The following is a 23531-nucleotide window of genomic DNA, read 5'->3' as shown; positions in this document are numbered from 1 at the left end:
ATGACCTGATCGGGATCAGGCGGACAGGCGGGCGCGACCCTTGCTACGGCGGGACGCGAGAATCGCGCGGCCGGCACGGGTACGCATACGCAGCCGGAAGCCGTGGGTCTTCGCGCGACGACGGTTGTTCGGCTGGAAGGTGCGCTTGCTCACTCGGGGGCTCCAGAAAGAATCGGTAGTGGCGGGGTGCCGTCCTGGCTGTCACCGTGCGCCCACGAGTAGCTCGCGTCACGCCCGAGTGCACCGCTTCCCGATCACCTGAAGTGATCTGTGCCCATCGGAGGCAGGCGGCAGCAGCCATCGACAACTCGACCTGGTTACGGTACGCGGGGCTACGCCATCCGGTCAAACCGGGGGTCACCGAGAGACACTATCCACAGGCTGGGGACAACAACTTGAACCGTACCCGCCGCGCTGACTACCGTGGCTGAACTCCGATTCGTTCCTTTATCCCCAGCCGACCCGATATTCATCCCGACCCGTCCGCGAACCACACGTTCGTGGGACCTGTGAGAGAGCGTGCCCTGTGGCTGACGTACCTGCCGATCTTGCCGCAGTGTGGCCACGAGTACTGGAGCAGCTCCTCGGCGAGGGCCGTGGTCAGGGAGTCGAGGCGAAGGACGAGCACTGGATCCGGCGCTGCCAGCCGCTCGCGCTGGTGGCGGACACCGCCCTGCTCGCCGTACCGAACGAATTCGCGAAGGGCGTGCTGGAGGGCCGTCTCGCGCCGATCGTGAGCGAGACCCTGAGCCGTGAGTGCGGCCGTCCCATCCGGATCGCGATCACCGTGGACGACTCGGCCGGCGAACCGCCGGCACCCGCGGCACCCCCCGCGCAGCAGCAGCCCAAGCCGCGCTACGAGGAGCCGGAGCTGCCGTCCGGCCCGTACGAGGGCTACGGCCGCCACCGCGGCGGCGATCACCAGCTCCCGGGCCCCGAGCAGCTCCCGCCGTCCCGCCAGGACCAGCTTCCGACCGCCCGCCCGGCCTACCCGTCCGAGTACCAGCGCCCCGAGCCCGGCGCCTGGCCGCGCCCCGGACAGGACGAGTACGGCTGGCAGCAGCAGCGGCTGGGCTTCCCCGAGCGGGACCCGTACGCCTCGCCGTCCTCGCAGGACGACTACCGCTCCGGCGCGGACGCGTACGGCTCGCCGTCCCAGGACTACCGCCCCCAGGGCATGGACCGGCCGCCGTACGAGCAGCAGCGTGGCGACTACGACGCCCCGCGCGCGGACTACGAGCCGCGCCAGGACTACGAGCCGTCCCGGCCGGACTACGACTCCCCGCGCGGCGAGTACGACCCGTCGCGGACCGAGTACGACCAGCGCGGCCCGGTCCGCCGTGAGCTGCCCGACGCGCCGGCGCACCGCGGTGGCCCAGGCCGCCCGGACGGCCCCGCGACGGGCGCCCCGTCCTCCATGTCCGCGCAGCCGGCGCCCTCGAGCGGTCCTGGTGAGCCGACCGCGCGACTGAACCCGAAGTACCTGTTCGACACGTTCGTCATCGGCGCCTCCAACCGGTTCGCGCACGCGGCGGCGGTCGCGGTCGCCGAGGCCCCGGCGAAGGCGTACAACCCCCTCTTCATCTACGGGGAGTCGGGGCTGGGCAAGACGCACCTGCTGCACGCGATCGGGCACTACGCGCGCAGCCTCTACCCGGGCACCCGGGTGCGGTACGTCAGCTCGGAGGAGTTCACCAACGAGTTCATCAACTCCATCCGCGACGGCAAGGGCGACAGCTTCCGCAAGCGCTACCGCGAGATGGACATCCTGCTCGTCGACGACATCCAGTTCCTCGCGGACAAGGAGTCGACGCAGGAGGAGTTCTTCCACACCTTCAACACGCTCCACAACGCCAACAAGCAGATCGTGCTCTCCAGCGACCGGCCGCCCAAGCAGCTGGTCACGCTGGAGGACCGGCTGCGCAACCGCTTCGAGTGGGGCCTGATCACCGACGTCCAGCCGCCGGAGCTGGAGACCCGCATCGCGATCCTGCGCAAGAAGGCGGTGCAGGAGCAGCTGAACGCGCCGCCGGAGGTGCTGGAGTTCATCGCGTCCCGGATCTCGCGGAACATCCGTGAGCTGGAGGGCGCGCTGATCCGCGTGACGGCGTTCGCCTCGCTCAACCGGCAGCCGGTGGACCTGGGCCTGACCGAGATCGTCCTGAAGGATCTGATCCCCGGGGGCGAGGACTCGACGCCGGAGATCACCGCGTCGGCCATCATGGCCGCCACCGCGGACTACTTCGGGCTCACGGTCGAGGACCTGTGCGGCAGCTCGCGGGGCCGCCAGTTGGTCACGGCCCGGCAGATCGCCATGTACCTGTGCCGGGAGCTGACGGACCTGTCCCTGCCGAAGATCGGCGCGCAGTTCGGCGGCCGGGACCACACGACCGTGATGCACGCCGACCGGAAGATCCGTGCGCTGATGGCCGAGCGGCGGTCGATCTACAACCAGGTCACCGAGCTGACGAACCGCATCAAGAACGGCTGACGTCCGGCGGGAGCCGGCCAGTGTCAGCCGACCGGCAGGAGCCGCGGCAGGAGCCGGCGCCGACCGGCGAGAGCCGCGGCAGGAGCCGGCGGCGGGAGCGTGCGGCGGGAGCCGTGCGGCTGGGCGAGAGGGCGCCTTCGGGATTCCGGTCCCGGAGGCGCCCTTTCGCGTCGCCGCGGGCCGCGTGCGAGCGCCGGCCGGACACCGGCTCCGCGGCTGTGCGGGCACGGCCGGGCCCCTGCCACGGCTGTGGAACCCGTTCCCGGGCGTCATCCGGTGTTCGATTACTTGCCGGGTTACGGCCACTCTCCACAGATTCGGCGACTTTCTTCCGTCCACATCCTGGGGACTGCGGAGTTGTCCCGAACTGTGTCCACAGGGAGGCTGACCCCAGGGCTTCCGCCCAGCTCAGAGGCCTGTGGAATCGTGGACGAAGGATCTCCACAGACTGTGGAAAACGCGTGGGTCCACAGCCTGTGCACGAGGTTTTCCACGGACACCCCACAGGCTGGGGGCAGTTGTCCCCAGCGAACCCCTGCTTCTCCACATGGCTGTCCACTGTTCGGCAACCCGACGCACTGCCTCACCGCGTCGAGTGAAAGCCGTCACACGAAGCTGCCGGGTTGGGGTGTGGGAAACGTGGGTATTCCTGGGGACACAGCTGGGGAGAACTGCCCTCGGCCTGTGGGCGGAGTGTGCAGAACTTTCCGTTCTCCACAGAAGACCCCGGTTGTCCACCGCCTCCACCCACAGGGCCGGTGGACAAAATATGCGTGCTGAGCTGGGCAAACGTGGTTATCCACGGTATCCACAGGCCCTACTACTACTCCCGACTAGAGAGAGTTCGGCAATCGCTTTGAAGCGGGGCCTGTGCACAACTCGCCGTCTCGAGCCCGGCTGCCCCTCGGACCGACTTGACCCCGACAGGCACCTACTGTCAGTGCGGTGCGTCAGACTGGTCCCCGGTGTCCTTCCCGTCCCAGTGGGCGGTGACACCGAGTCGGAGGACTCAGTAGCAACAAGCAGGAGGCGGCTTACGGTGAAGATCCGGGTGGAACGCGACGTACTCGCGGAGGCAGTGGCGTGGGCTGCACGCAGCCTCCCGGCCCGTCCGCCGGCGCCTGTCCTCGCCGGCCTGCTGCTGAAGGCCGAGGACGGCCAGCTGAGCCTGTCGAGCTTCGACTACGAGGTCTCCGCACGCGTCAACGTCGAGGCGGAGGTCGAGGAGGAGGGCACCGTCCTCGTCTCCGGCCGCCTGCTCGCCGACATCTCCCGCGCCCTCCCCAACCGGCCGGTGGAGATTTCCACAGACGGTGTACGGGCGACCGTGGTCTGCGGCTCCTCGCGATTCACACTCCACACCCTGCCTGTGGAGGAGTACCCGGCGCTGCCGCAGATGCCGAACGCCACCGGCACCGTCCCCGGCGAGGTCTTCGCCGCCGCCGTCTCCCAGGTGGCCATCGCCGCCGGCCGTGACGACACGCTCCCGGTGCTCACCGGTGTGCGCATCGAGATCGAGGGCGACACGGTCACCCTGGCCTCCACCGACCGCTACCGCTTCGCGGTCCGCGAGTTCCTGTGGAAGCCGGAGAACCCGGACGCCTCCGCGGTCGCCCTGGTGCCCGCCAAGACGCTCCTGGACACCGCCAAGTCGCTGGGGGCCGGTGACAGCGTGATGCTGGCGCTGTCCGGCTCCGGCGCCGGTGAGGGGCTGATCGGTTTCGAGGGCGCCGGGCGTCGTACGACCACGCGGCTGCTCGAGGGCGACCTGCCGAAGTACCGCACGCTGTTCCCGACCGAGTTCAACTCCGTCGCCGTGATCGAGACCGCGCCCTTCGTGGAGGCCGTCAAGCGCGTGGCGCTGGTGGCCGAGCGGAACACGCCGGTGCGGCTGAGCTTCGAGCAGGGCGTGCTGATCCTGGAGGCCGGCTCCAGCGACGACGCACAGGCTGTGGAAAGGGTCGACGCGCAGCTGGAGGGCGACGACATCTCGATCGCCTTCAACCCGACGTTCCTGCTGGACGGTCTGAGCGCGATCGACTCCCCGGTGGCGCAGCTGTCGTTCACGACCTCCACGAAGCCGGCGCTGCTCAGCGGCAAGCCGGCGCTGGACGCGGAGGCCGACGACGCGTACAAGTACCTGATCATGCCGGTGCGGCTCAGCGGCTGACGTTTTCCACAGGTGTGCACGGGCGTGCACAGGCGTGCACAGTGCCGGGTGCCTCGTGCGGGTGCCCGGCACCACGGCTGACGGCGAGGCGGTTCCGCCTGCCCCCGCCTTGGGGCGCCGTAGACAAAGCCGCAGGTCGCAGGCGCTACGCATGAGCGCGTACGCCCACAACTGTGCGTGACGAGGGCGGTCTAGGCTCGGCACGGCACCAAGGTGCCTGTCCCGCCTCAGCGACCTAAGGAACACAACTGATGGAGCTCGGTCTCGTCGGCCTCGGCAAGATGGGCGGCAACATGCGCGAGCGGATCCGCCGCGCGGGCCACACCGTCATCGGATACGACCGCAACGCGGACCTCGCGGATGTCCACAGCCTGGAAGAGCTTGTGGGCAAGCTCAGCGGCCCGCGCGTGGTCTGGGTGATGGTTCCGGCCGGTGCCCCCACGCAGTCGACCATCGACCGGCTGGCCGAGCTGCTGCAGCCCGGTGACGTGGTCGTGGACGGCGGCAACTCCCGCTGGACCGACGACGAGAAGCACGCCGAGGAGCTGGCGGCCAAGGGCATAGGCTTCGTCGACTGCGGTGTCTCCGGTGGCGTCTGGGGCCTGGAGAACGGGTACGCGCTGATGTACGGCGGCGACGCCGAGAACGTCGCCAAGGTGCAGCCGGTCTTCGACGCACTCAAGCCGGAGGGCGACTTCGGCGCGGTGCACGCCGGCAAGGTCGGCGCGGGCCACTTCGCGAAGATGGTCCACAACGGCATCGAGTACGCGATGATGCAGGCCTATGCCGAGGGCTGGGAGCTGCTGGAGAAGGTCGACTCCGTCACGGACGTCCGCGAGGTGTTCCGCTCGTGGCAGGAGGGCACCGTCATCCGGTCCTGGCTGCTGGACCTCGCGGTGAACGCCCTCGACGAGGACGAGCACCTGGAAGGCCTGCGCGGTTATGCACAGGACTCCGGTGAGGGACGCTGGACTGTGGAGGCCGCGATCGACAACGCGGTGCCGCTGCCGGCGATCACCGCGTCGCTGTTCGCGCGGTTCGCCTCCCGGCAGGAGGACTCGCCGCAGATGAAGATGATCGCCGCGCTGCGCAACCAGTTCGGCGGTCACGCCGTAGAGAAGAAGTAATCCACAGGGTCGCTCAGCGATCCACAACCCTGGGGGAGGTCGGCGGACGACCATGCACGTCACGCATCTTTCGCTGGCCGACTTCCGCTCGTACGCCCGGGCCGAGGTCCCGCTCGACCCGGGCGTCACCGCCTTCGTCGGCCCCAACGGGCAGGGCAAGACCAACCTGGTGGAGGCGGTCGGGTATCTGGCCACGCTCGGCAGTCACCGGGTCGCCTCCGACGCGCCGCTGGTCCGCATGGGCGCCGAGCGGGCGGTCGTCCGGGCCCAGGTCCGGCAGGGGGACCGGCAGCAGCTGATCGAGCTGGAGCTGAACCCGGGCCGGGCGAACCGCGCCCGGATCAACCGGTCCTCGCAGGTCAGGCCGCGGGACGTGCTGGGCATCGTACGGACCGTGCTGTTCGCGCCCGAGGATCTCGCGCTGGTGAAGGGGGATCCGGGGGAGCGGCGGCGGTTCCTCGACGAGCTGATCACCGCGCGGTCCCCGCGGATGGCGGGGGTGCGCTCGGACTACGAGCGGGTGCTCAAGCAGCGCAACACCCTGCTCAAGACGGCCGCACTGGCCCGCCGGCACGGTGGCAGGTCCATGGACCTGTCCACGCTGGACGTGTGGGACCAGCACCTCGCCCGTGCGGGAGCCGAACTGCTCGCCCAGCGGCTCGATCTGATCGCCGCGCTGCAGCCGCTGGCGGACAAGGCGCACGAGCAGCTGGCCCCGGGCGGCGGTCCGGTCGCGCTGGAGTACAGGCCGTCGGCGCCCGGTGAGGCCCACACGCGCGAGGACCTGTACGCCCAGCTGACGGCGGCGCTCGCGCAGGCGCGCAAGCAGGAGATCGAGCGGGGCGTCACGCTGGTCGGCCCGCACCGGGACGAGTTGCTGCTCAAGCTGGGGCAGCTGCCCGCCAAGGGGTACGCCTCGCACGGCGAGTCCTGGTCGTACGCACTGGCCCTGCGGCTGGCCTCCTACGACCTGCTGCGCGCCGAGGGGAACGAGCCGGTGCTGATCCTGGACGACGTCTTCGCCGAGCTGGACGCACGCCGCCGGGAGCGGCTGGCGGAGCTGGTCGCGCCCGGCGAGCAGGTGCTGGTCACCGCCGCTGTGGACGACGACGTACCGGCTGTGCTGGCCGGCGCGCGGTACGCGGTGGCCGACGGGACGGTGGAGCGCGTATGAGCACCGGGGAACCCGCGCCCGACGGCCGGAACAAGAACGCCCGGGACGTGAACACCGGGGACAAGGCCGCCCGGGGCGGGACGGAGCCGTCCGGCGTCGACCTCGCGCGCGTGGCGTTGCGCGCCGCGAAGGAGCAGGCACGCGCGCGTGGGGACGCGGCGCGGCAGAAGAAGCAGGCGCGGCGCGGCGGCGGGCTCCGCTCCGGCGCGGGCGCCGACGGCCGGGACCCGATGGCGCTGGGTGCGGCGATCAACCGGCTGATCACCGAGCGCGGCTGGGAGACCCCCGCGGCGGTCGGCGGGGTGATGGGCCGCTGGCCGCAGATCGTCGGCGAGGACCTGGCCAAGCACTGTGTGCCGCAGCGGTACGACGAGGACGAGCGGGTGCTGACGGTGCAGTGCGACTCGACGGCCTGGGCGACCCAGCTGCGCGTGCTCGCCCCCACGCTGGTGGCCCGGCTCAACGAGGACCTCGGGCACGGCAGCGTACGGATGATCAAGGTGCTCAATCCGGGCGGTCAGGCTCGCCGCTACGGCCCGCTGCGCGCTCCGGGGAGCACCGGACCCGGCGACACGTACGGCTGAGAGACGGCGACGACGCCTACGGCCGCCGGGCGGCGACGACGGCCACGGCTGCCGGGCGGCGGGATCCCTCCGGCCGTCGGCCGCGGTGATCCGTACGTTCGCCGGACGACGGGGACGCCTCCGGCCGGGCGGGCGGGCCGGAACGGTCGCGGAGGCTGCCGGGACGGCTGAGGGGCTGCTGTTGCGCAGGTGACGTACCTCACGTCAGGGAGGTCGTCCCGGCATGCCGTCGTACCTGCGTACACAGGCGTGGATCACCCCCCGGTCAGCGCCGGAGCGCCATCTGACCCCCCGGTAGCCAAGGGTTGACGGCTCGAAGCGCTGAGTGCCGCTGTGAGCCCCTTGGAGCCCCCATCCGTATATCGGGACCCGGCCGAGACCGGTTGAGGGCGGCACATGGGGACTCAGGTACCGGCAAACCCCCATCGATGTCAGCGCTACCGGTAGACTGGAAGGCAATCCCGCCCCAACGTGGGGACCGCCCGGGAAAAGCTGAGCAACGCTGATCAAGGCTTACCACCGCAACATGCCGCAGCCGCTCCGGCAACCTGCCGACGAGCTCGGCTCGTGCTGTGCCAGAAAGGGCGCTTCGTGGCCGATTCCGGCAACCCCAACGAGAACATCCCGTCCACCGACGCCGGCGTGAACGCCGAGGCCACCGATTCCGCGGCGGCCTCCGCGTCCTACGACGCCAGCGCCATCACCGTGCTCGAAGGGCTGGACGCGGTCCGCAAGCGGCCCGGCATGTACATCGGCTCCACGGGCGAGCGCGGTCTGCACCACCTGGTGTACGAGGTCGTCGACAACTCGGTCGACGAGGCGCTGGCGGGCTACGCGGACACCATCGACGTGACGATCCTCGCCGACGGCGGGGTGCGTGTCGTCGACAACGGCCGTGGCATCCCGGTGGGCATCGTGCCCTCCGAGGGCAAGCCGGCCGTCGAGGTCGTGCTGACCGTGCTGCACGCGGGCGGCAAGTTCGGCGGCGGCGGGTACGCCGTCTCCGGCGGTCTGCACGGTGTCGGCGTCTCCGTCGTGAACGCCCTGTCGACCAAGGTGTCGGTCGAGATCAGGACGGACGGCCATCGCTGGACCCAGGACTACAAGCTCGGCGTCCCGACGGCCCCCCTCGCCCAGCACGAGGCCACGGACGAGACCGGCACCTCGGTCACCTTCTGGGCCGACCCGGACATCTTCGAGACCACCGAGTACTCCTTCGAGACGCTGTCCCGGCGTTTCCAGGAGATGGCGTTCCTCAACAAGGGCCTGACGATCAAGCTCACCGACGAGCGCGAGTCGGCGAAGGCCGTCGCGGGCGCGGACGAGGCGGGCGCGGACGAGAAGGCCGAGGTCAAGACCGTCACGTACCACTACGAGGGCGGCATCGTCGACTTCGTGAAGTACCTCAACTCCCGCAAGGGGGAGGCGGTTCACCCGACGGTCGTCTCGCTGGAGGCCGAGGACAAGGACAAGAGCCTGTCCCTCGAGGTCGCCATGCAGTGGAACAGCGGCTACAGCGAGGGCGTGTACTCCTTCGCGAACATCATCCACACCCACGAGGGCGGCACGCACGAGGAGGGCTTCCGCGCGGCCCTCACCAGCCTGATCAACAAGTACGCCCGCGACAAGAAGCTGCTGCGCGAGAAGGACGACAACCTCACCGGTGACGACATCCGCGAGGGTCTGACCGCGATCATCTCGGTCAAGCTGAGCGAGCCCCAGTTCGAGGGCCAGACGAAGACCAAGCTGGGCAACACGGAGGCCAAGACCTTCGTGCAGAAGGCGGTCTACGAGCACCTGAACGACTGGCTGGACCGCAACCCGGTCGAGGCCGCGGACATCGTCCGCAAGGGCATCCAGGCGGCCACCGCGCGCGTGGCGGCCCGCAAGGCCCGCGACCTGACCCGCCGCAAGGGCCTGCTGGAGAGCGCCTCGCTGCCGGGCAAGCTCTCCGACTGCCAGTCGAACGACCCCACCAAGTGCGAGATCTTCATCGTCGAGGGTGACTCCGCCGGCGGCTCGGCCAAGTCCGGCCGCAACCCGCAGTACCAGGCGATCCTCCCGATCCGCGGCAAGATCCTGAACGTGGAGAAGGCCAGGATCGACAAGATCCTGCAGAACCAGGAGATCCAGGCGCTGATCTCGGCCTTCGGCACGGGCGTGCACGAGGACTTCGACATCGAGAAGCTCCGCTATCACAAGATCATCCTGATGGCGGACGCCGACGTCGACGGCCAGCACATCAGCACCCTGCTGCTGACCTTCCTGTTCCGCTTCATGCGGCCGCTGGTCGAGGCCGGGCACGTGTACCTGTCCCGCCCCCCGCTGTACAAGATCAAGTGGGGCCGTGACGACGTGGAGTACGCCTACTCGGACCGCGAGCGCGACGCGCTGATCGAGATGGGCCGCCAGCGCGGCAAGCGCGTGCGCGAGGACTCGATCCAGCGCTTCAAGGGCCTCGGTGAGATGAACGCCGAGGAGCTGCGCGTGACCACCATGGACCAGGAGCACCGGGTCCTCGGGCAGGTCACCCTCGATGACGCCGCCCAGGCCGACGACCTGTTCTCGGTCCTCATGGGCGAGGACGTCGAGGCCCGCCGCGCCTTCATCCAGCGCAACGCCAAGGACGTCCGCTTCCTCGACATCTGAGTCGGTCTCAGCTGACCGCACCAGGAAGGATCTTCACCAGCAATGGCCGACGAGAACACTCCCGTCACCCCGGAAGAGGGCGGCGAACTCGTGATGCGTGTCGAGCCCGTCGGGCTCGAGACGGAGATGCAGCGCTCGTACCTGGACTACGCGATGTCCGTCATCGTGTCCCGTGCGCTGCCCGACGTCCGTGACGGTCTCAAGCCCGTCCACCGCCGCGTCCTGTACGCCATGTACGACGGCGGCTACCGCCCCGAGCGCGGCTTCTACAAGTGCGCCCGTGTCGTCGGCGACGTCATGGGCAACTACCACCCGCACGGTGACTCCTCGATCTACGACGCCCTGGTGCGTCTCGCCCAGCCGTGGTCGATGCGGATGCCGCTCGTCGACTCCAACGGCAACTTCGGCTCCCCGGGCAACGACCCGGCGGCCGCCATGCGGTACACCGAGTGCAAGATGGCGCCGCTGTCGATGGAGATGGTCCGCGACATCGACGAGGAGACCGTCGACTTCACGGACAACTACGACGGCCGCTCCCAGGAGCCGACCGTCCTGCCGGCCCGTTTCCCGAACCTGCTGATCAACGGCTCCGCCGGTATCGCGGTCGGCATGGCCACCAACATCCCGCCGCACAACCTGCGCGAGGTCGCGGCCGGCGCCCAGTGGTACCTGGAGAACCCCGAGGTCTCGCACGAGGAACTGCTGGACGCGCTCATGGAGCGCATCAAGGGCCCCGACTTCCCGACCGGCGCGCTGGTCGTCGGCCGCAAGGGCATCGAGGAGGCGTACCGCACCGGCCGCGGCTCCATCACGATGCGCGCGGTGGTCGAGGTCGAGGAGATCCAGGGCCGTCAGTGCCTGGTGGTCACCGAGCTGCCGTACCAGGTGAACCCGGACAACCTCGCGCAGAAGATCGCCGACCTGGTGAAGGACGGCAAGATCGGCGGCATCGCGGACGTCCGCGACGAGACGTCGTCCCGCACCGGCCAGCGGCTCGTCATCGTCCTGAAGCGGGACGCCGTCGCCAAGGTCGTGCTGAACAACCTGTACAAGCACACCGACCTGCAGACGAACTTCGGCGCCAACATGCTGGCGCTGGTCGACGGCGTGCCCCGCACGCTGTCCCTGGACGCGTTCATCCGCCACTGGGTGACGCACCAGATCGAGGTCATCGTCCGCCGGACCCGCTTCCGGCTGCGCAAGGCCGAGGAGCGCGCGCACATCCTGCGCGGCCTGCTGAAGGCCCTGGACGCCATCGACGAGGTCATCGCGCTGATCCGGCGCAGTGAGACCGTCGAGATCGCGCGCACCGGCCTGATGGGCCTGCTGGAGATCGACGAGATCCAGGCCAACGCGATCCTGGAGATGCAGCTCCGCCGGCTGGCGGCCCTGGAGCGCCAGAAGATCGTCCAGGAGCACGACGAGCTCCAGGCGAAGATCAACGAGTACAACGAGATCCTCGCCTCGCCGGTCCGCCAGCGCGGGATCGTCAGCGAGGAGCTGGCCGCGATCGTCGAGAAGTACGGCGACGACCGCGCGACCAAGCTGATCCCGTACGAGGGCGACATGTCCATCGAGGACCTGATCGCCGAAGAGGACATCGTCGTCACCGTCACGCGCGGCGGCTACGTCAAGCGGACGAAGACGGACGACTACCGGGCGCAGAAGCGCGGCGGCAAGGGCGTGCGGGGCACGAAGCTGAAGGAAGACGACATCGTCGACCACTTCTTCGTCTCCACCACGCACCACTGGCTGCTGTTCTTCACCAACAAGGGCCGGGTCTACCGGGCCAAGGCGTACGAGCTGCCCGAGGCGGGCCGTGAGGCGCGCGGCCAGCACGTGGCGAACCTGCTCGCCTTCCAGCCGGACGAGGCCATCGCCGAGATCCTCGCGATCCGCGACTACGAGGCGGCGCCCTACCTGGTCCTGGCCACCAAGTCCGGTCTGGTCAAGAAGACGCCTCTGAAGGATTACGATTCGCCCCGCTCCGGCGGTGTCATCGCGATCAATCTGCGGGAGCGCGAAGACGGTTTGGATGACGAACTGATCGGCGCCGAACTCGTCTCGGCCGACGACGATCTGCTGCTGATCAGCAAGAAGGCACAGTCGATCAGGTTCACCGCTTCCGACGACTCGCTCCGCCCGATGGGCCGCGCCACCTCCGGCGTCAAGGGAATGAGTTTCCGGGAGGGCGACGAGCTGCTCTCGATGAATGTTGTTCGACCCGGTACGTTCGTGTTCACTGCCACCGACGGTGGGTACGCGAAGCGGACCGCCGTCGACGAGTACCGCGTCCAGGGCCGCGGCGGCCTCGGCATCAAGGCCGCCAAGATCGTGGAGGACCGCGGTTCGCTCGTCGGCGCGCTGATTGTCGAGGAGAACGACGAGATCCTCGCCATCACCCTCTCCGGCGGTGTGATTCGTACGCGAGTCAGCGAGGTCAGGGAGACGGGCCGTGACACCATGGGCGTCCAACTGATCAACCTGGGCAAGCGCGATGCCGTGGTCGGTATCGCACGTAACGCCGAGGCCGGACGCGAGGCGGAGGAAGTCGACGGCGACGTGGCCGTGGACGAGTCCGCCGAGGGTGCCGTGACCACCGGCACGGACGAGGGTGAGGCGCCCTCGGCCGAGTAGCACGAGGAGTGAGTCATCGTGAGCGGAGCCACGGGCGCCGGATCGGCCGGTACCTCCACGGGTACGGAAACGGACGGCGGCGGCCGTGGCTCCGCCGCGAACGGGACGGGTGCGGGGAGTACGACCGATCCGCACACGACCAACCTGAAGCCGGTGAAGGTGTCCGAGACGGACTCTTCCCGTACGTCTGGATCCCAGGGGGGAACTGTGACGGACACCCGAGGCCCGGCCGCGGCCGGTGAGGCGCAGGCCGGCTCGCCGCTGCCCGGCGAGCGGCGCCCGGAGCAGTCCGCCGGGCCGTACCACCCGCCGCAGGCCTATCCGGCGCAGACCCCGGCGGGCGCGGTGCGCAAGCCGCGGACCGGCGCGCGGACGGCGCCGCGGACCCGCAAGGCGCGGCTGCGGGTGGCCAAGGCCGATCCGTGGTCGGTGATGAAGGTCAGCTTCCTGCTCTCCATCGCGCTCGGCATCTGCACGGTCGTCGCGTCGGCGGTGCTGTGGATGGTCATGGACGCGATGGGCGTGTTCTCGACGGTCGGCGGCACGATCTCGGAGGCGACGGGCTCCAACGAGGCGAACGGCTTCGATCTCCAGGCGTTCCTGTCCCTCCCCCACGTCCTGACGTTCACGACGATCATCGCGGTCATCGACGTGGTCCTGGCCACCGCGCTGGCGACGCTGGGCGCGTTCATCTACAACCTCTCCGCGGGCTTCGTGGGCGGTGTCGAACTGACCCTCGCGGAGGACGAGTGACGGCCTCCGGGCGTCCCTGGCCGGCCCTGACCTGATGGTCCCCGGACAACCGATTTTGGGACTGCCGTGGTCGTGCGCTAATCTTCAGGAGTCAGCGCGCGGGACACACACCGCAGGCGCGGCGGGGCTATAGCTCAGTTGGTTAGAGCGCATCCCTGATAAGGATGAGGCCACAGGTTCAAATCCTGTTAGCCCCACCAGCACAAAGACCCCCGGACCATCGGTCCGGGGGTCTTTTGCATCAGTGGTTGACACCAATGACCTGAATCGGTGGCGGGTCATCCCGTGACGTCCTGATCTCAGCAGAGCCCCGCCGGTTCCGGCCGTGCGGGGCTCTTTGCCGCCCGGAGACCGCCGGCTGAGCCCATCAGTGACGACGCGTCGAGCGCGTCGTGGCTCACGGGGTGTGGGCAGGCCGCTCTAGCCGGGGACGACCCGTTCGGCCTGAGGTCCCTTCGCGCCCTGGGTGACCTCCATCGTCACCTTCTGGCCTTCCCGCAGCGACTTGGGGTCTGCGGCCTCGATCGAGTCATGATGCACGTCCGGGCGGACATGCGGCTCGGGGCTGTCGTGCCGGTCGGCGGACCCTGGAAGGGGTTTCAGTCCACGCCGGGCGGCACGCGTGTGGCCTGGTGGTAGTACATCCGCCAGCCCGCGCTTCCGTCTCCCTTGCGCCAGATCGAACTGTGCCTGGTCCTGCGATCGCCGAGCATGGTCTCGAACGTCAGATGCACCAGGCCCGGTGCGAGAAGGACCCCCGACATGTTCGAGGGCTCGTAGCGCGGAGCGTCGGGCGAACTGCCCTCATGGCCGGCGAGCGTGGCGAGCATCGTCTCGTACGTCCACCGCCGCCCCGACCCGCCGACTTCCACGAACTCCGGGTCGAGGAGCTGCCCGGCACGTTCCCGGGAAGCACGGACCTGTGGATCCATGAGCTGCAACTCGCAGGCGATCGCCTGGTTCACATCGTCCGCTGCACTGTCCATGGACGTATCTTCGCCGGGCCCGAAGGCACGGCCGCAACCGGATTCACCCCTCGCCGAGCACCAGATCGCCCAAGGCCGCCTTCGACAAGGGCGGACCGGATGCCCGTCCGAGCTGAGCTGCCGGGTGCGGGGGATGTCGGTGGGCCTGTCCGAGCTGAGCTGTCGGGTGCGGGGATGTCGGTGGGCCTGTCCGAGCTGAGCTGTCGGGTGCGGGGATGTCGGTGGGTCTGCCCTAGCAGCGCTGCCGGGTGCGGGGGATGTCGGGGGGTTCTTGTGCCTGTCTCAGCTCAGTCGAACGGTCTCGCCGGTGCGGACGGCGGTCAGGGCGCGGTCGGTGGTCTGCTGGTTCTCGCCGACCGGGGCCACGTAGTCCAGGACTCCGCGTGCGGCACTCTCGCCGAGGGTCCGGGTGATCACCCAGGTGGCGAGGTACTGGGACGCCAGGCAGCCGCCCGCCGTGGCGATGTTCCCCTCGGCGTGGAAGGGGGTGTCCAGCACGGTGATGCCGTCGGCTTCGACGTAGGGCCGGGTCTTCCGGTCCGTGCACGCCGGCATGCCGTCCAGCAGCCCGAGGCGGGCGAGGACCAGCGCGCCGGAGCACTGCGCGCCGATCAGCTGGCGCGACGGGTCCAGCCGCAGCCTGGCGAGCAGCCGGTCGTCGGCGACCACCTCGCGTGCCTTGACGCCGCTGCCGATCAGCACGACCTCGGCCTCGGCCATGAACTCCAGCGGGCGCTGGCCGGTGATCCCGACACCGTTCATCGACGTGACCACCGGGGCCGGTGTCGTGATGAAGGCTTCCAGACCGTCCTTGCGGCACCGGTTGATCAGCGCGGACGCGATGAAGCTGTCCAGCTCGTTGAATCCGTCGAAGGTGACCACGGCTACCTGCATGACGACTCCTCCGGGGGCGGCGTGCGGCGTCGGACCTGCAGTATGCCCCGGGAATGAGAATGCCCGACCGCTGGCGACGGGGGATGCACCAGCGATCGGGCTATGGCCAAGGGTAACAAGGTTGCCGGTCCTGTGGGGGCAAGTCCGGGAGGATTCAGGCACGTTGGCCGATCATCGACTACACGGAGGGTCGTACGAGAGCCGGGGAAGGTACTCGTGCCACCGCTCGGGGGTCAGGACACCGCGGGTGACCGCGCAGATGTGGCGGATCGCCGCGTCGGCGTCCAGGCTCCACAGGCGGACCGTGTCGGCGCCGCTGGAGACGCCCAGGACATGGCTGTTGGGGCTGAAGGACAGAAAGCTGCCGATCTTCGCGTTCGGGCTCATCGACTGGCCGACCGGCGTCGCCCGGGAGGGGTCGGTGACCTTCCACAGGCGGACGGTGTTGTCGTTGCCTCCACTGGCCAGAATGTGCCCGTCGGCGCCGAAGGTCAGTGAGGTGACCGCCTCGGTGTGGCCGGTGAGCGGTTCGCCCAGCGGGGTCGTCGAGGCCGGGTCGGTGACGTTCCACAGCCGTACGGTGTCGTCGTCGCTGCCGCTGGCCAGGGTGTGGCCGTCCGGGCTGAAGGCGAGCGCGTTGACGGGGCCCGAGTGCCTGGTCAGCGGTCCCCCGATGGCGCCGGCGCGGGCGGGGTCGGTGACGTTCCACAGCCGGACGGTGCTGTCCGCGCTGCCGCTGGCCAGGGTGTGGCCGTCCGGGCTGAAGGCGAGGGAGTCGATGAAGCCCCGGTGGCCGGTGAGCGGTTCGCCCAGGGGGACGGCGTGCCCGGGGTCGGTGACGTTCCACAGCTGGACGGTGCGGTCGTCGTAGGCGGTGGCCAGGGTGCGGCCGTCCGGACTGTAGGCCAGCGCGTCGGGGCCCATGAAGCGGGTGCGCAGGCGGAGCGGCTGCCCGGCGGCGACCGGGCGGGCCGGGTCGGAGACGTTCCACAGGTGCACGGTCTTCGCCCCCGTGAGGACCGCGAGGGTGCGGCCGTCGGGGGAGAACACCAGGGAACGCTGGTCGCCGTCCGCCCGCATGAACGGTTTGCCCAGTTGCACGGGGCGGTCGGGCCGCGCCACGTTCCACAGCCGCAGTCTGCCGTCCCGGGCGGCCGTGGCCAGGACCCGCCCGTCCGGACGGAAAGCTCCGTTCCGGCCGATCATGTCCGAGGTCGGGACCGACCACAGGCGCACCTTGCTGTCCCCGCTGCCGGTGGCGAGGGTGCGGCCGTCGGGGCTGAAGCCCAGCGCGTACATCTCGCCGCTGCCGCCCGCGAGCGGCTCGCCGACCTGGGACGGGGACGCCGGATCGGTGACGTTCCACAGGCTCGCCGTGCTGTCCGCGCTCGCCGCGGCCAGCCGGCCCCCGTCCGGGCTGAACGCCACCGACCAGACCGGACCGGTGTGGCCGGTCAGCGGCGAGCCGATCGTGTCCGCGCGCCGGGGGTCGGTGACGTCCCACAGCCGGATGGTGTCGTCCGCGCTGCCGCTGGCCAGGGTGCGGCCGTCAGGACTGAAGGCCACCGAGTGCACCAGGTCCGTGTGCCCGCGCAGCACCTTGACCGGCTCGGACCGGCCGGGGCCCGCCGTGCGCCACAGCCGGATCGTGCTGTCGTCGCCGCCCGTGGCGAGCGTCCGCCCGTCCGGGCTGAACGCCACGCACCGCACCGCGGCGTCGTGGCCCCGCAGCGCGGACCGCTCGGTGGGCCGGCTCCGGTCGCTCATGTCCCACAGGCGCACGGTGCGGTCCTCGCCGGCCGAGGCCAGGGTGCGGCCGTCCGGACTGAACGCGACCAGGTAGATCGTGCCCTGGTGGGCGTCGAGCGGTCTGCCGAGCGGTACCGGGTGCGCGCGGTCGGTGACGTCCCACAGCCGGATCGTCCCGTCGTCGCCGGCCGTGGCCAGGGTCCGCCCGTCCGGTCCGAAGACCGCGCTGCTCACCCAGCTGCCGTGCCCGAGGAGGGGTTTGCCGAGCGCGGCCGGGCGGTGTGGGTCGGCCACGTTCCACAGCCGGACCGTGCGGTCGTAGCCGGCCGTGGCCAGGGTTCTGCCGTCGGAACTGAAGGAGGTGAGGTAGACGGCGCCGGTGTGACCGGACAGACGGGTGGCCAGCGGCGCGTTCACGATCGACAGCAACCTGCTGTACGCGCCCTCGTCACCGGGGCGCAGCCGGTGGGCGACCAGGTCCAGCTGGGCGGCCAGCGACGGGTCCGTGTGCTGCACCCGGTCGGCCTCGGCGAGGACCTGCTCGAACACGGCGTCGTCGCGCTGCTTCCAGGCGATCACCGCGGTACCGGCCGCGAGCAGGGCCAGCAGCACCAGGGCCGCCACCGCGGACCGGCCCAGCCACACCGTGCGGCGGCGCAGCCGGGTCGAGGCGGCCAGGAACTCCACCGCGCTGCGGGTCAGGTGCCGGTGCCCGGCCTCCCGGGCCCAGTTGCGGGTCTTCTCCAGCCGGGTGCCGCGGTACAGCAGTGAGTTGTCCCGGTTCGTGCTCTCCCAGGCCCGGCTGTCCTCTTCGAGCCGCTGGCGCACCAGGTGGTCGCCGCGGCCCTCGTCGATCCAGTGCCGCAGCCGGGGCCAGGCGTGCAGCAGCGCCTCGTGGGTGATCTCCACGGTCTCCGCGTCCAGCGTCACGAGCCGGGCCTGGACCAGCGCCTCGAGGGACTCCTCCGTCTTGCCCGGGTCCGCCGACTCCTCCGCCAGTTGCCGCCGGGTGCCGCGCCGCCGGGTGGTCTGGGTGTCCTCGCCGAGCCGGACCAGGCGCAGCAGGAGCAGCCGGGCGGCGGTGCGGGCCGCCGGGTCCAGGCCGGACCAGGCACGCTCGGCGGTCGCGGCCACCGCGCCCTGGATGCCGCCGGAGGCGCGGTAGCCGGCCAGCGTCAGCCGTCCGGCTTTCCGGCGCTGCCAGGTGGCGAGCAGGGCGTGCGACAGCAGCGGGAGCACACCCGCGTCGTGCGCCCCGCGCGGGCCGTCGGCGCTCACCTCGCGCACGATCAGCTCGGCGAGGCCGGGTTCCAGCTCCAGTCCGACGGCCTTGGCCGGACCGGTCACCGCCTCGCGCAGCTCGGTGCTGGTCAGCGGGCCGAGCACCATGTGGCGGTGCTGGAGGGCGTCGGCGAGTTCGGGGTAGCCGAGGCACTGCTCGTAGAAGTCGGCGCGGATGCCGAGCACGACGAGGACCGGCGCGGGCTCGCCGAGGCCGGCGGGCGGGGTGCAGGCGGCGTGCAGCAGCTGGATGAAGGTGCGCCGGTCGACCTCGTCGGCGCAGAGAGTGAACGCCTCTTCGAACTGGTCCACGATGACGACCGGCCGGGTGTCCCCGGGCAGCTCGCGGCGCGCCCAGGCGGTGACCGCCTCGTGGGCGGCCCGGGCGAGGTGCGGGGCGTCCGAGCCGGGCGCCGCCGGATCGTCCGTCGCCTCCTGCTCGGCCTTGCGGGCGTCGGCGGCGACGGGGCCGAGGTCCGGGATGCCGCGGATCAGCTCGGCCAGCGGATCGGCGCCCGGGACCAGGTGCAGGACGGGGTCGCGCGGCGAGTCCCGGGGCGGGGCCGTCCCCGCGGACCGGGCCGGAGCGGCCGGCGGGGACGGTGCGGCGGTGGACGCGTGGGCCGGCACCGTGCGGTCGGCCGTCGCGTGCTCGCGGCCGGTGCCCAGGGCGCCTTCGCGTATCGCGGTCACCAGTCCGGCGTTGAGGAGGGACGACTTGCCGGCTCCGGAGGCGCCGACGAGCATCACCAGCCCGCCCGCGTGCTCGGCCGCGCGCAGTTGGGCGACGAGCGCCTTGGTGCTGCGCTCCCGGCCGAAGAACCAGCGCGCGTCCTCCTGCCGGTACGGCGCGAGGCCCCGGTAGGGGCAGACGCCTCCGGCGACGGGCTCGGCCCGGGCCGGTGGCCGCTGGTCGTCCTCGGCGGGCGGCGCGGGCCGGTCGCCGGCCGGGTCGGCCAGCGCGCGCTCCCACAGCCGCTGCCAGTGCGCGAGGTCGTACAGCCCCGTGGAGACCGGCGCGGGGCGCAGCCGGCGCGCCTCCGGTATCAGGATCTGCAGGACCGCGGCGAGGGCGGTGAACTGGGCCGGTACGTTCCGGGCCCGGCGCCAGTCGCTGATCCGTTGCGCGGACACCCGCACGGGCCGGCCGCGCTCGTCGACCCGCTGCAGTCGTACGACCGCCTCGGCCACCGTCTTGAGGGGAGGGTTTCCGGCCTCCTTGTACAGCAGCGCGAGGCGTTCGGCGAAAGCTGTGCGTGCCCCTGAGTCGGAACTCAAGGCCCCACCCCTTTACTTCCCCCGTAGCTGGACGTCCGGACCGGAAAACCCACCCTATACGCCTGACCTGCGAAGAAGGTTGGATCCGTAGACCGGAACCTCCTCGGCGGCCGGAACAGGTGGCAGGATCCGAACCCGGTAGCCGACCCATCACGAAACGTCCGGACAGGCCACCGGCACAGTGTCCGGAGAGACAGCCGATGCCGTCGATCGTTCTCGGTCAATCTCCGCCGCCGGCAGAGAGCGCCGACCGCACCGCACAGCGAGCCCGCGCACACCAGCGCACCGGCTCCCGACTTCAGTCCGCGCCGCACGCCGTAGCGACACGGGCTGACACCCTGCACCGTTCGGCACCGGTCCCCACGAGGGGAGGGACCGGTGCCGGGCGGGCAGGGACCCCCGGCCTCCGCAGCCGGCCCAGGCCGAGCCGGCCCGCCTCCACTGGGTGGCGGGGACGGTCGTCGTTTCCGTCGCCGGACTCTCGCCGCCGCCGCGTTCGCGCTCGTACGGAGACGGTCCACGGTCCGAGCCGGCCCGTCTGCGGTGGGTGGTGGCGGACGGTCGTCGTTTCCGTCGCCGCCCTCAGCCGAGCCAGCCCGCATCCCGGGCCGCGGTGACGGCCTGCCGCTCCGCCTTCTCGGCGGCGGCGTTCAGCGACGCGTCCCGCCCTTGGGCCGGGCCGCCGGCCGCTGCCGCGGCGGCCCGGGACGCCGACAGTGCCGCCCGCAGGGCCGTCGCCGCGGTGGCGACGGGCGTCGCGTCCGGGCCGCCGTCCCGGGCGGCGGCCAGCTGGGCGGCGAGCGCGGCGGTGGCGGCGGTGTTGCGGGCGCAGCGGGCGTCCGCCGCGGGGTCCGGCGCGCCCTCGGCCAGGGCGGCCAGCGAGCCGGCCGACAGCCGCAGCGCGTTGGCGGCCCGGCCGACCGGGTCCGTCGGCACGATCTCGGCCGCGTCCTGGCCGACACCGGCGTACCGGCATGCGGCGACCGCCCGGTCGTAGGCGCTGCGGGCACGGGCGCCGTGGGCCCGGCGCAGTGCCTGTGCCCGCCGTTCCGCGTCCGCCTCCGCCCCCGCGTCCGCCTCCGCCCCCGCGTCCGCCTCCGCCTTCGGGCCCGTTCCGGTCGCCGTGGGTTCCCGTGCGCTCATCTCCGGCCTCCGTCTGCCTGGACGACACCGCCGGCAGGGTGCCACGGCGCCCGTGAAGAGACCAGAAGCGCTCGGGAATCGCCGGGGCGCGGAAGGCCTGAGGAGCCGGCCGGGACGGACTGGAAAGCTGACTGACCGTCAGATATGGTCGGGTCGCCGTTTGTGAAGGGGTGAGTGCCATGCAGAAGCAGCGTCCCCGGTGTCCGCGACCGTCCGGCGAACCGCGGTGGGTCGCGATGTTCCACCGGCCCGACCGGGACACCTGGACGGTGGGCGCGGAGTCCCCGTACCGGGCCCCGGTGCTGTACGCCGTCGGGGACATGACCCAGACCCTGAGGGCGCGCGGGGACGAGGTGACGGTCGCGCTCTGGGGGCCCCGGGACGGCGACTGGCACCTCTTCGACACCCCGACACCCAAGGCTCCGGCCGCCGCGGCGGAGCAGCTCGCTCCCGGTGCGGCCGAACCGGAGCGGCTCGCGGAGCGCATGACGGACCGTCGGCACCAAGTGCTCATGGCCGGTCTGAGCAAGGCCGGCCTGTACGAACTGAGCGACGAGGACGGCGAGGCGGTGCGGACCCTGACCGACCGGCTCGACGAGCCCACGGTCCGCCGGGTCGCCCACTGGCTCTCCATCGCGGCCGGAAGGCGGTAGCCGGGGCGGCGGTGGCGGGGCCCTGAGCCGGTGTTGCCCTGAGGCGTGAACCGGGAGCCGGGAGCGTGGTTGCGCGGTCCTGAGCCGTGAGCCGTTCGCTTCCTCAGGGGGCCGGGGTGGCGGTGGGCGGCGGGTAGCTCCAGCCGAAGCCGGCCAGCGCGTGGGCCCGGGCCTCGGCGACCGCCGACCTGGCCGCCCGCTCGGCGGGGTCGACGTGGGCCGCCCGGCCCGTGAGCTGTCCCTCCCACTTGCGGTACAGCAGGCCGGTCCGCGCCGAGAACCAGCCGCGGCTCACCGCGTCCAGCGCCAGCAGCAGACCGGTGTCCTCGGAGGCCGGCAGCGCCATCCAGCCGCCCAGAACGGTGAGCAGTTCCCGGCGGACGCAGAGCGTCGCCGGATGCACCGGTGCCCGGAAGTCGTTCCGCTTCCAGTGGTCGAGGACGGTGCCGCGTTCGAGCGGGCCGTCGTCCGGGTCGCCGGGGAAGCCGGCCGTTGAGCCGTCGGGCAGCAGGTCGAGGACGCGTGAGGTCGTCCAGCCGACGCCGGGCTCCGCCTCCAGCACGGCGATGTCCCGGGCCAGCGCGCCCGGCATGAGCTGGTCGTCGGCGTCCAGCACTTTGACGTACTCGCCCTCGGCACGGGCCAGCGCGATCGTCCGGGCGACTGCGGGCCCGCCCGCGCGTCCCTGACGGAACGACACGCGCGCGTCGTCCGGCACGTGCGGCCGGACCCGGTCCGTGCTGCCGTCCTCCTGCACGACCCACTGCCATTCCCACCCCGCGGGGAGCCGCTGCGCGCACAGGGACGCGTACGCCTCCGGCAGGAACCGGGCGGACGGGCCGTGGACAGCGGTGACAACGGTGATGCGCCGGCTCACGGCAGCACTCACCACCTTTCCGGGGCGGAGGACTTCTGGCCGCCCAGCATGGCCTACGAGGTGTCCCGCAACAGCGCGAGACCCCCGGCCGGTGCCCGGCCGGGGGTCTTTCCGTGTCGACTGGTGCGTACGCAAGTCGCCTTGGTGTCGAGACGTTGCGGTACTGCGGTGGGGGAGGAATCAGCAGTCGAGGAGTTCCGAGCCGTGATCGGGGGAGCTGTTCTCGGTCTGACCCTCGGTGCGGGGACGGTGGCGGCAGCTCGGGGACTTACCGTGGGCCTCCGCCCCGATCCGCTGCTTCATCGTGGGGGGCAGGGCCCTGCCATGGGACCAGATCCAGTGGTTCGCCGGGATCGTCGGGGCCGTCCGCTGGGCTGTGGCGGTGCCGGTGCCGGTGCGGGGGCTCTCGGTCAGCGGTCCGGCCGCGGCGGCGGGCGCGGTGGCGGCGGCGACGAGTCCGAGCGCCGTGCACAGCGCGAGGAAGGCGGTGACGATGGCGGTCCACAGCTTCATGACCTTGTTCTGGGTCATGGCCCCTCACTTTCGGGTTGGGCGATTTGCGTACTTTGCTCATGATGTGTATGCGGATCGCGAAGTGGGGGATCTACGCCGGTGGCGCGTGGATGTTCAGATGAACACCACCCGTATGGCCGCAAGACGGCTGAAAACCCGCAAATCACGCTGAGGGGGAGCGAAGGGGGAGCAAAGTAACCCTGTGTACGGGTGTGGTCACCCTCCGGCCGGAACCGTCTCCGACCTGGCCTAATGCGCTGAGGGGGGCGGGAGTTGGGCCCCGACGCAGGTCACCGATCGATATCGGCCGGTGTGTATAGTCGGGCGCCAGAGGTCCCCTACGTCAAGGAAAGACGAGGTCGCGCGGTGAAGAAGCTGCTCCTGGTCGCACTGGCCGCCATCGGCGGGCTCCTCGTGTACCGCCAGATCCAGGCGGATCGCGCCGAGCAGGACCTGTGGACGGAGGCGACTGACTCCGTGCCCACGGGTTCCTGAATCCCGACACCCATCTGAACTGACCCCGGCCGCCTTCGCGGTCGGGGTTTTGCGTTGCCGGGCGCCGTCCCGAGTTG

General features: G+C 71.1%; 18 protein-coding genes and 1 tRNA gene. 11 read left to right on the top strand and 8 right to left on the bottom strand.

Going from position 1 to position 23531, the window contains the following annotated elements:
- Positions 1-15 precede the first annotated feature (15 nt).
- Positions 16-153 (bottom strand): 50S ribosomal protein L34, encoded by a 138-nt coding sequence (gene rpmH, locus JK359_RS14865; protein WP_003956500.1) that lies wholly within the window; start codon positions 151-153, stop codon positions 16-18.
- 373 nt (positions 154-526) lie between these two features.
- Between rpmH and dnaA the strand changes: the two genes are divergently transcribed.
- The 9 genes from dnaA to JK359_RS14820 all read left to right on the top strand — a co-directional run bounded on the left by dnaA (position 527) and on the right by JK359_RS14820 (position 13785).
- Complete coding sequence (gene dnaA / locus JK359_RS14860) at positions 527-2491, top strand: chromosomal replication initiator protein DnaA (protein ID WP_201835732.1); 1965 nt, start codon at positions 527-529, stop codon at positions 2489-2491.
- 1039 nt (positions 2492-3530) lie between these two features.
- Positions 3531-4661, top strand: a complete 1131-nt coding sequence (gene dnaN / locus JK359_RS14855) for a DNA polymerase III subunit beta (RefSeq protein ID WP_201835730.1) — start codon at positions 3531-3533, stop codon at positions 4659-4661.
- A 251-nt stretch (positions 4662-4912) separates the two neighbouring features.
- On the top strand, positions 4913-5788 hold the full coding sequence (gene gnd / locus JK359_RS14850; protein WP_201835727.1) for a phosphogluconate dehydrogenase (NAD(+)-dependent, decarboxylating): 876 nt from the start codon (positions 4913-4915) through the stop codon (positions 5786-5788).
- 52 nt (positions 5789-5840) lie between these two features.
- Entirely contained in the window at positions 5841-6962 is a 1122-nt protein-coding gene (recF, locus tag JK359_RS14845; protein WP_201835725.1) for a DNA replication/repair protein RecF, read from the top strand.
- Positions 6959-7546, top strand: a complete 588-nt coding sequence (locus JK359_RS14840; protein ID WP_236677842.1) for a DciA family protein — start codon at positions 6959-6961, stop codon at positions 7544-7546. The genes recF and JK359_RS14840 overlap by 4 nt, the downstream gene beginning before the upstream one ends.
- A gap of 567 nt (positions 7547-8113) precedes the next feature.
- Positions 8114-10195, top strand: a complete 2082-nt coding sequence (gyrB, locus tag JK359_RS14835; RefSeq protein ID WP_201835723.1) for a DNA topoisomerase (ATP-hydrolyzing) subunit B — start codon at positions 8114-8116, stop codon at positions 10193-10195.
- 42 nt (positions 10196-10237) lie between these two features.
- Positions 10238-12832, top strand: a complete 2595-nt coding sequence (gyrA, locus tag JK359_RS14830) for a DNA gyrase subunit A (RefSeq protein WP_201835721.1) — start codon at positions 10238-10240, stop codon at positions 12830-12832.
- 18 nt (positions 12833-12850) lie between these two features.
- Positions 12851-13585, top strand: coding sequence for a DUF3566 domain-containing protein (locus tag JK359_RS14825; protein WP_201835720.1), 735 nt, complete (start codon positions 12851-12853; stop codon positions 13583-13585).
- Between the two features lie 123 nt (positions 13586-13708).
- Positions 13709-13785 (top strand) — tRNA-Ile (locus tag JK359_RS14820).
- 220 nt (positions 13786-14005) lie between these two features.
- Here the strand turns inward: JK359_RS14820 and JK359_RS39855 are convergent.
- The 5 genes from JK359_RS39855 to JK359_RS14795 form a co-directional block, all read right to left on the bottom strand.
- Positions 14006-14125, bottom strand: a complete 120-nt coding sequence (locus tag JK359_RS39855; RefSeq protein ID WP_307788113.1) for a cold-shock protein — start codon at positions 14123-14125, stop codon at positions 14006-14008.
- Positions 14126-14184: 59 nt separating this feature from the next.
- Entirely contained in the window at positions 14185-14571 is a 387-nt protein-coding gene (locus tag JK359_RS14810; protein WP_201835719.1) for a nuclear transport factor 2 family protein, read from the bottom strand.
- A gap of 282 nt (positions 14572-14853) precedes the next feature.
- Entirely contained in the window at positions 14854-15465 is a 612-nt protein-coding gene (locus JK359_RS14805) for a DJ-1/PfpI family protein (protein WP_201835718.1), read from the bottom strand.
- 171 nt (positions 15466-15636) lie between these two features.
- Positions 15637-19773: a WD40 repeat domain-containing protein gene (locus JK359_RS14800; RefSeq protein ID WP_201835717.1), complete on the bottom strand. Its 4137-nt coding sequence runs from the start codon at positions 19771-19773 to the stop codon at positions 15637-15639.
- A 582-nt stretch (positions 19774-20355) separates the two neighbouring features.
- A complete protein-coding gene (locus JK359_RS14795) occupies positions 20356-20916 on the bottom strand; it encodes a hypothetical protein (RefSeq protein WP_201835716.1) in 561 nt (186 codons plus the stop codon).
- A gap of 179 nt (positions 20917-21095) precedes the next feature.
- Here JK359_RS14795 and JK359_RS14790 point away from each other — a divergent pair, with 179 nt between their 5' ends.
- Entirely contained in the window at positions 21096-21569 is a 474-nt protein-coding gene (locus JK359_RS14790; protein ID WP_201836077.1) for a hypothetical protein, read from the top strand.
- Between the two features lie 103 nt (positions 21570-21672).
- Here the strand turns inward: JK359_RS14790 and JK359_RS14785 are convergent, their stop codons facing one another.
- Both JK359_RS14785 and JK359_RS14780 read right to left on the bottom strand, forming a co-directional pair.
- Positions 21673-22446 (bottom strand): glycosyltransferase family 2 protein, encoded by a 774-nt coding sequence (locus JK359_RS14785; protein ID WP_201835715.1) that lies wholly within the window; start codon positions 22444-22446, stop codon positions 21673-21675.
- A 180-nt stretch (positions 22447-22626) separates the two neighbouring features.
- On the bottom strand, positions 22627-22977 hold the full coding sequence (locus tag JK359_RS14780; RefSeq protein WP_201835713.1) for a DUF6344 domain-containing protein: 351 nt from the start codon (positions 22975-22977) through the stop codon (positions 22627-22629).
- A gap of 348 nt (positions 22978-23325) precedes the next feature.
- On the opposite strand from JK359_RS14780, the gene JK359_RS39045 reads away from it, so the two are divergent.
- A complete protein-coding gene (locus JK359_RS39045; protein ID WP_003999697.1) occupies positions 23326-23454 on the top strand; it encodes a DLW-39 family protein in 129 nt (42 codons plus the stop codon).
- Positions 23455-23531: the final 77 nt, after the last annotated feature.

The organism is Streptomyces actinomycinicus, assembly GCF_016741775.1.
GTDB lineage: Bacteria > Actinomycetota > Actinomycetes > Streptomycetales > Streptomycetaceae > Streptomyces > Streptomyces actinomycinicus.
The sequence above is the reverse complement of the archived record's forward strand: the minus strand, read 5'-3'. Positions and strand labels throughout refer to the sequence as shown.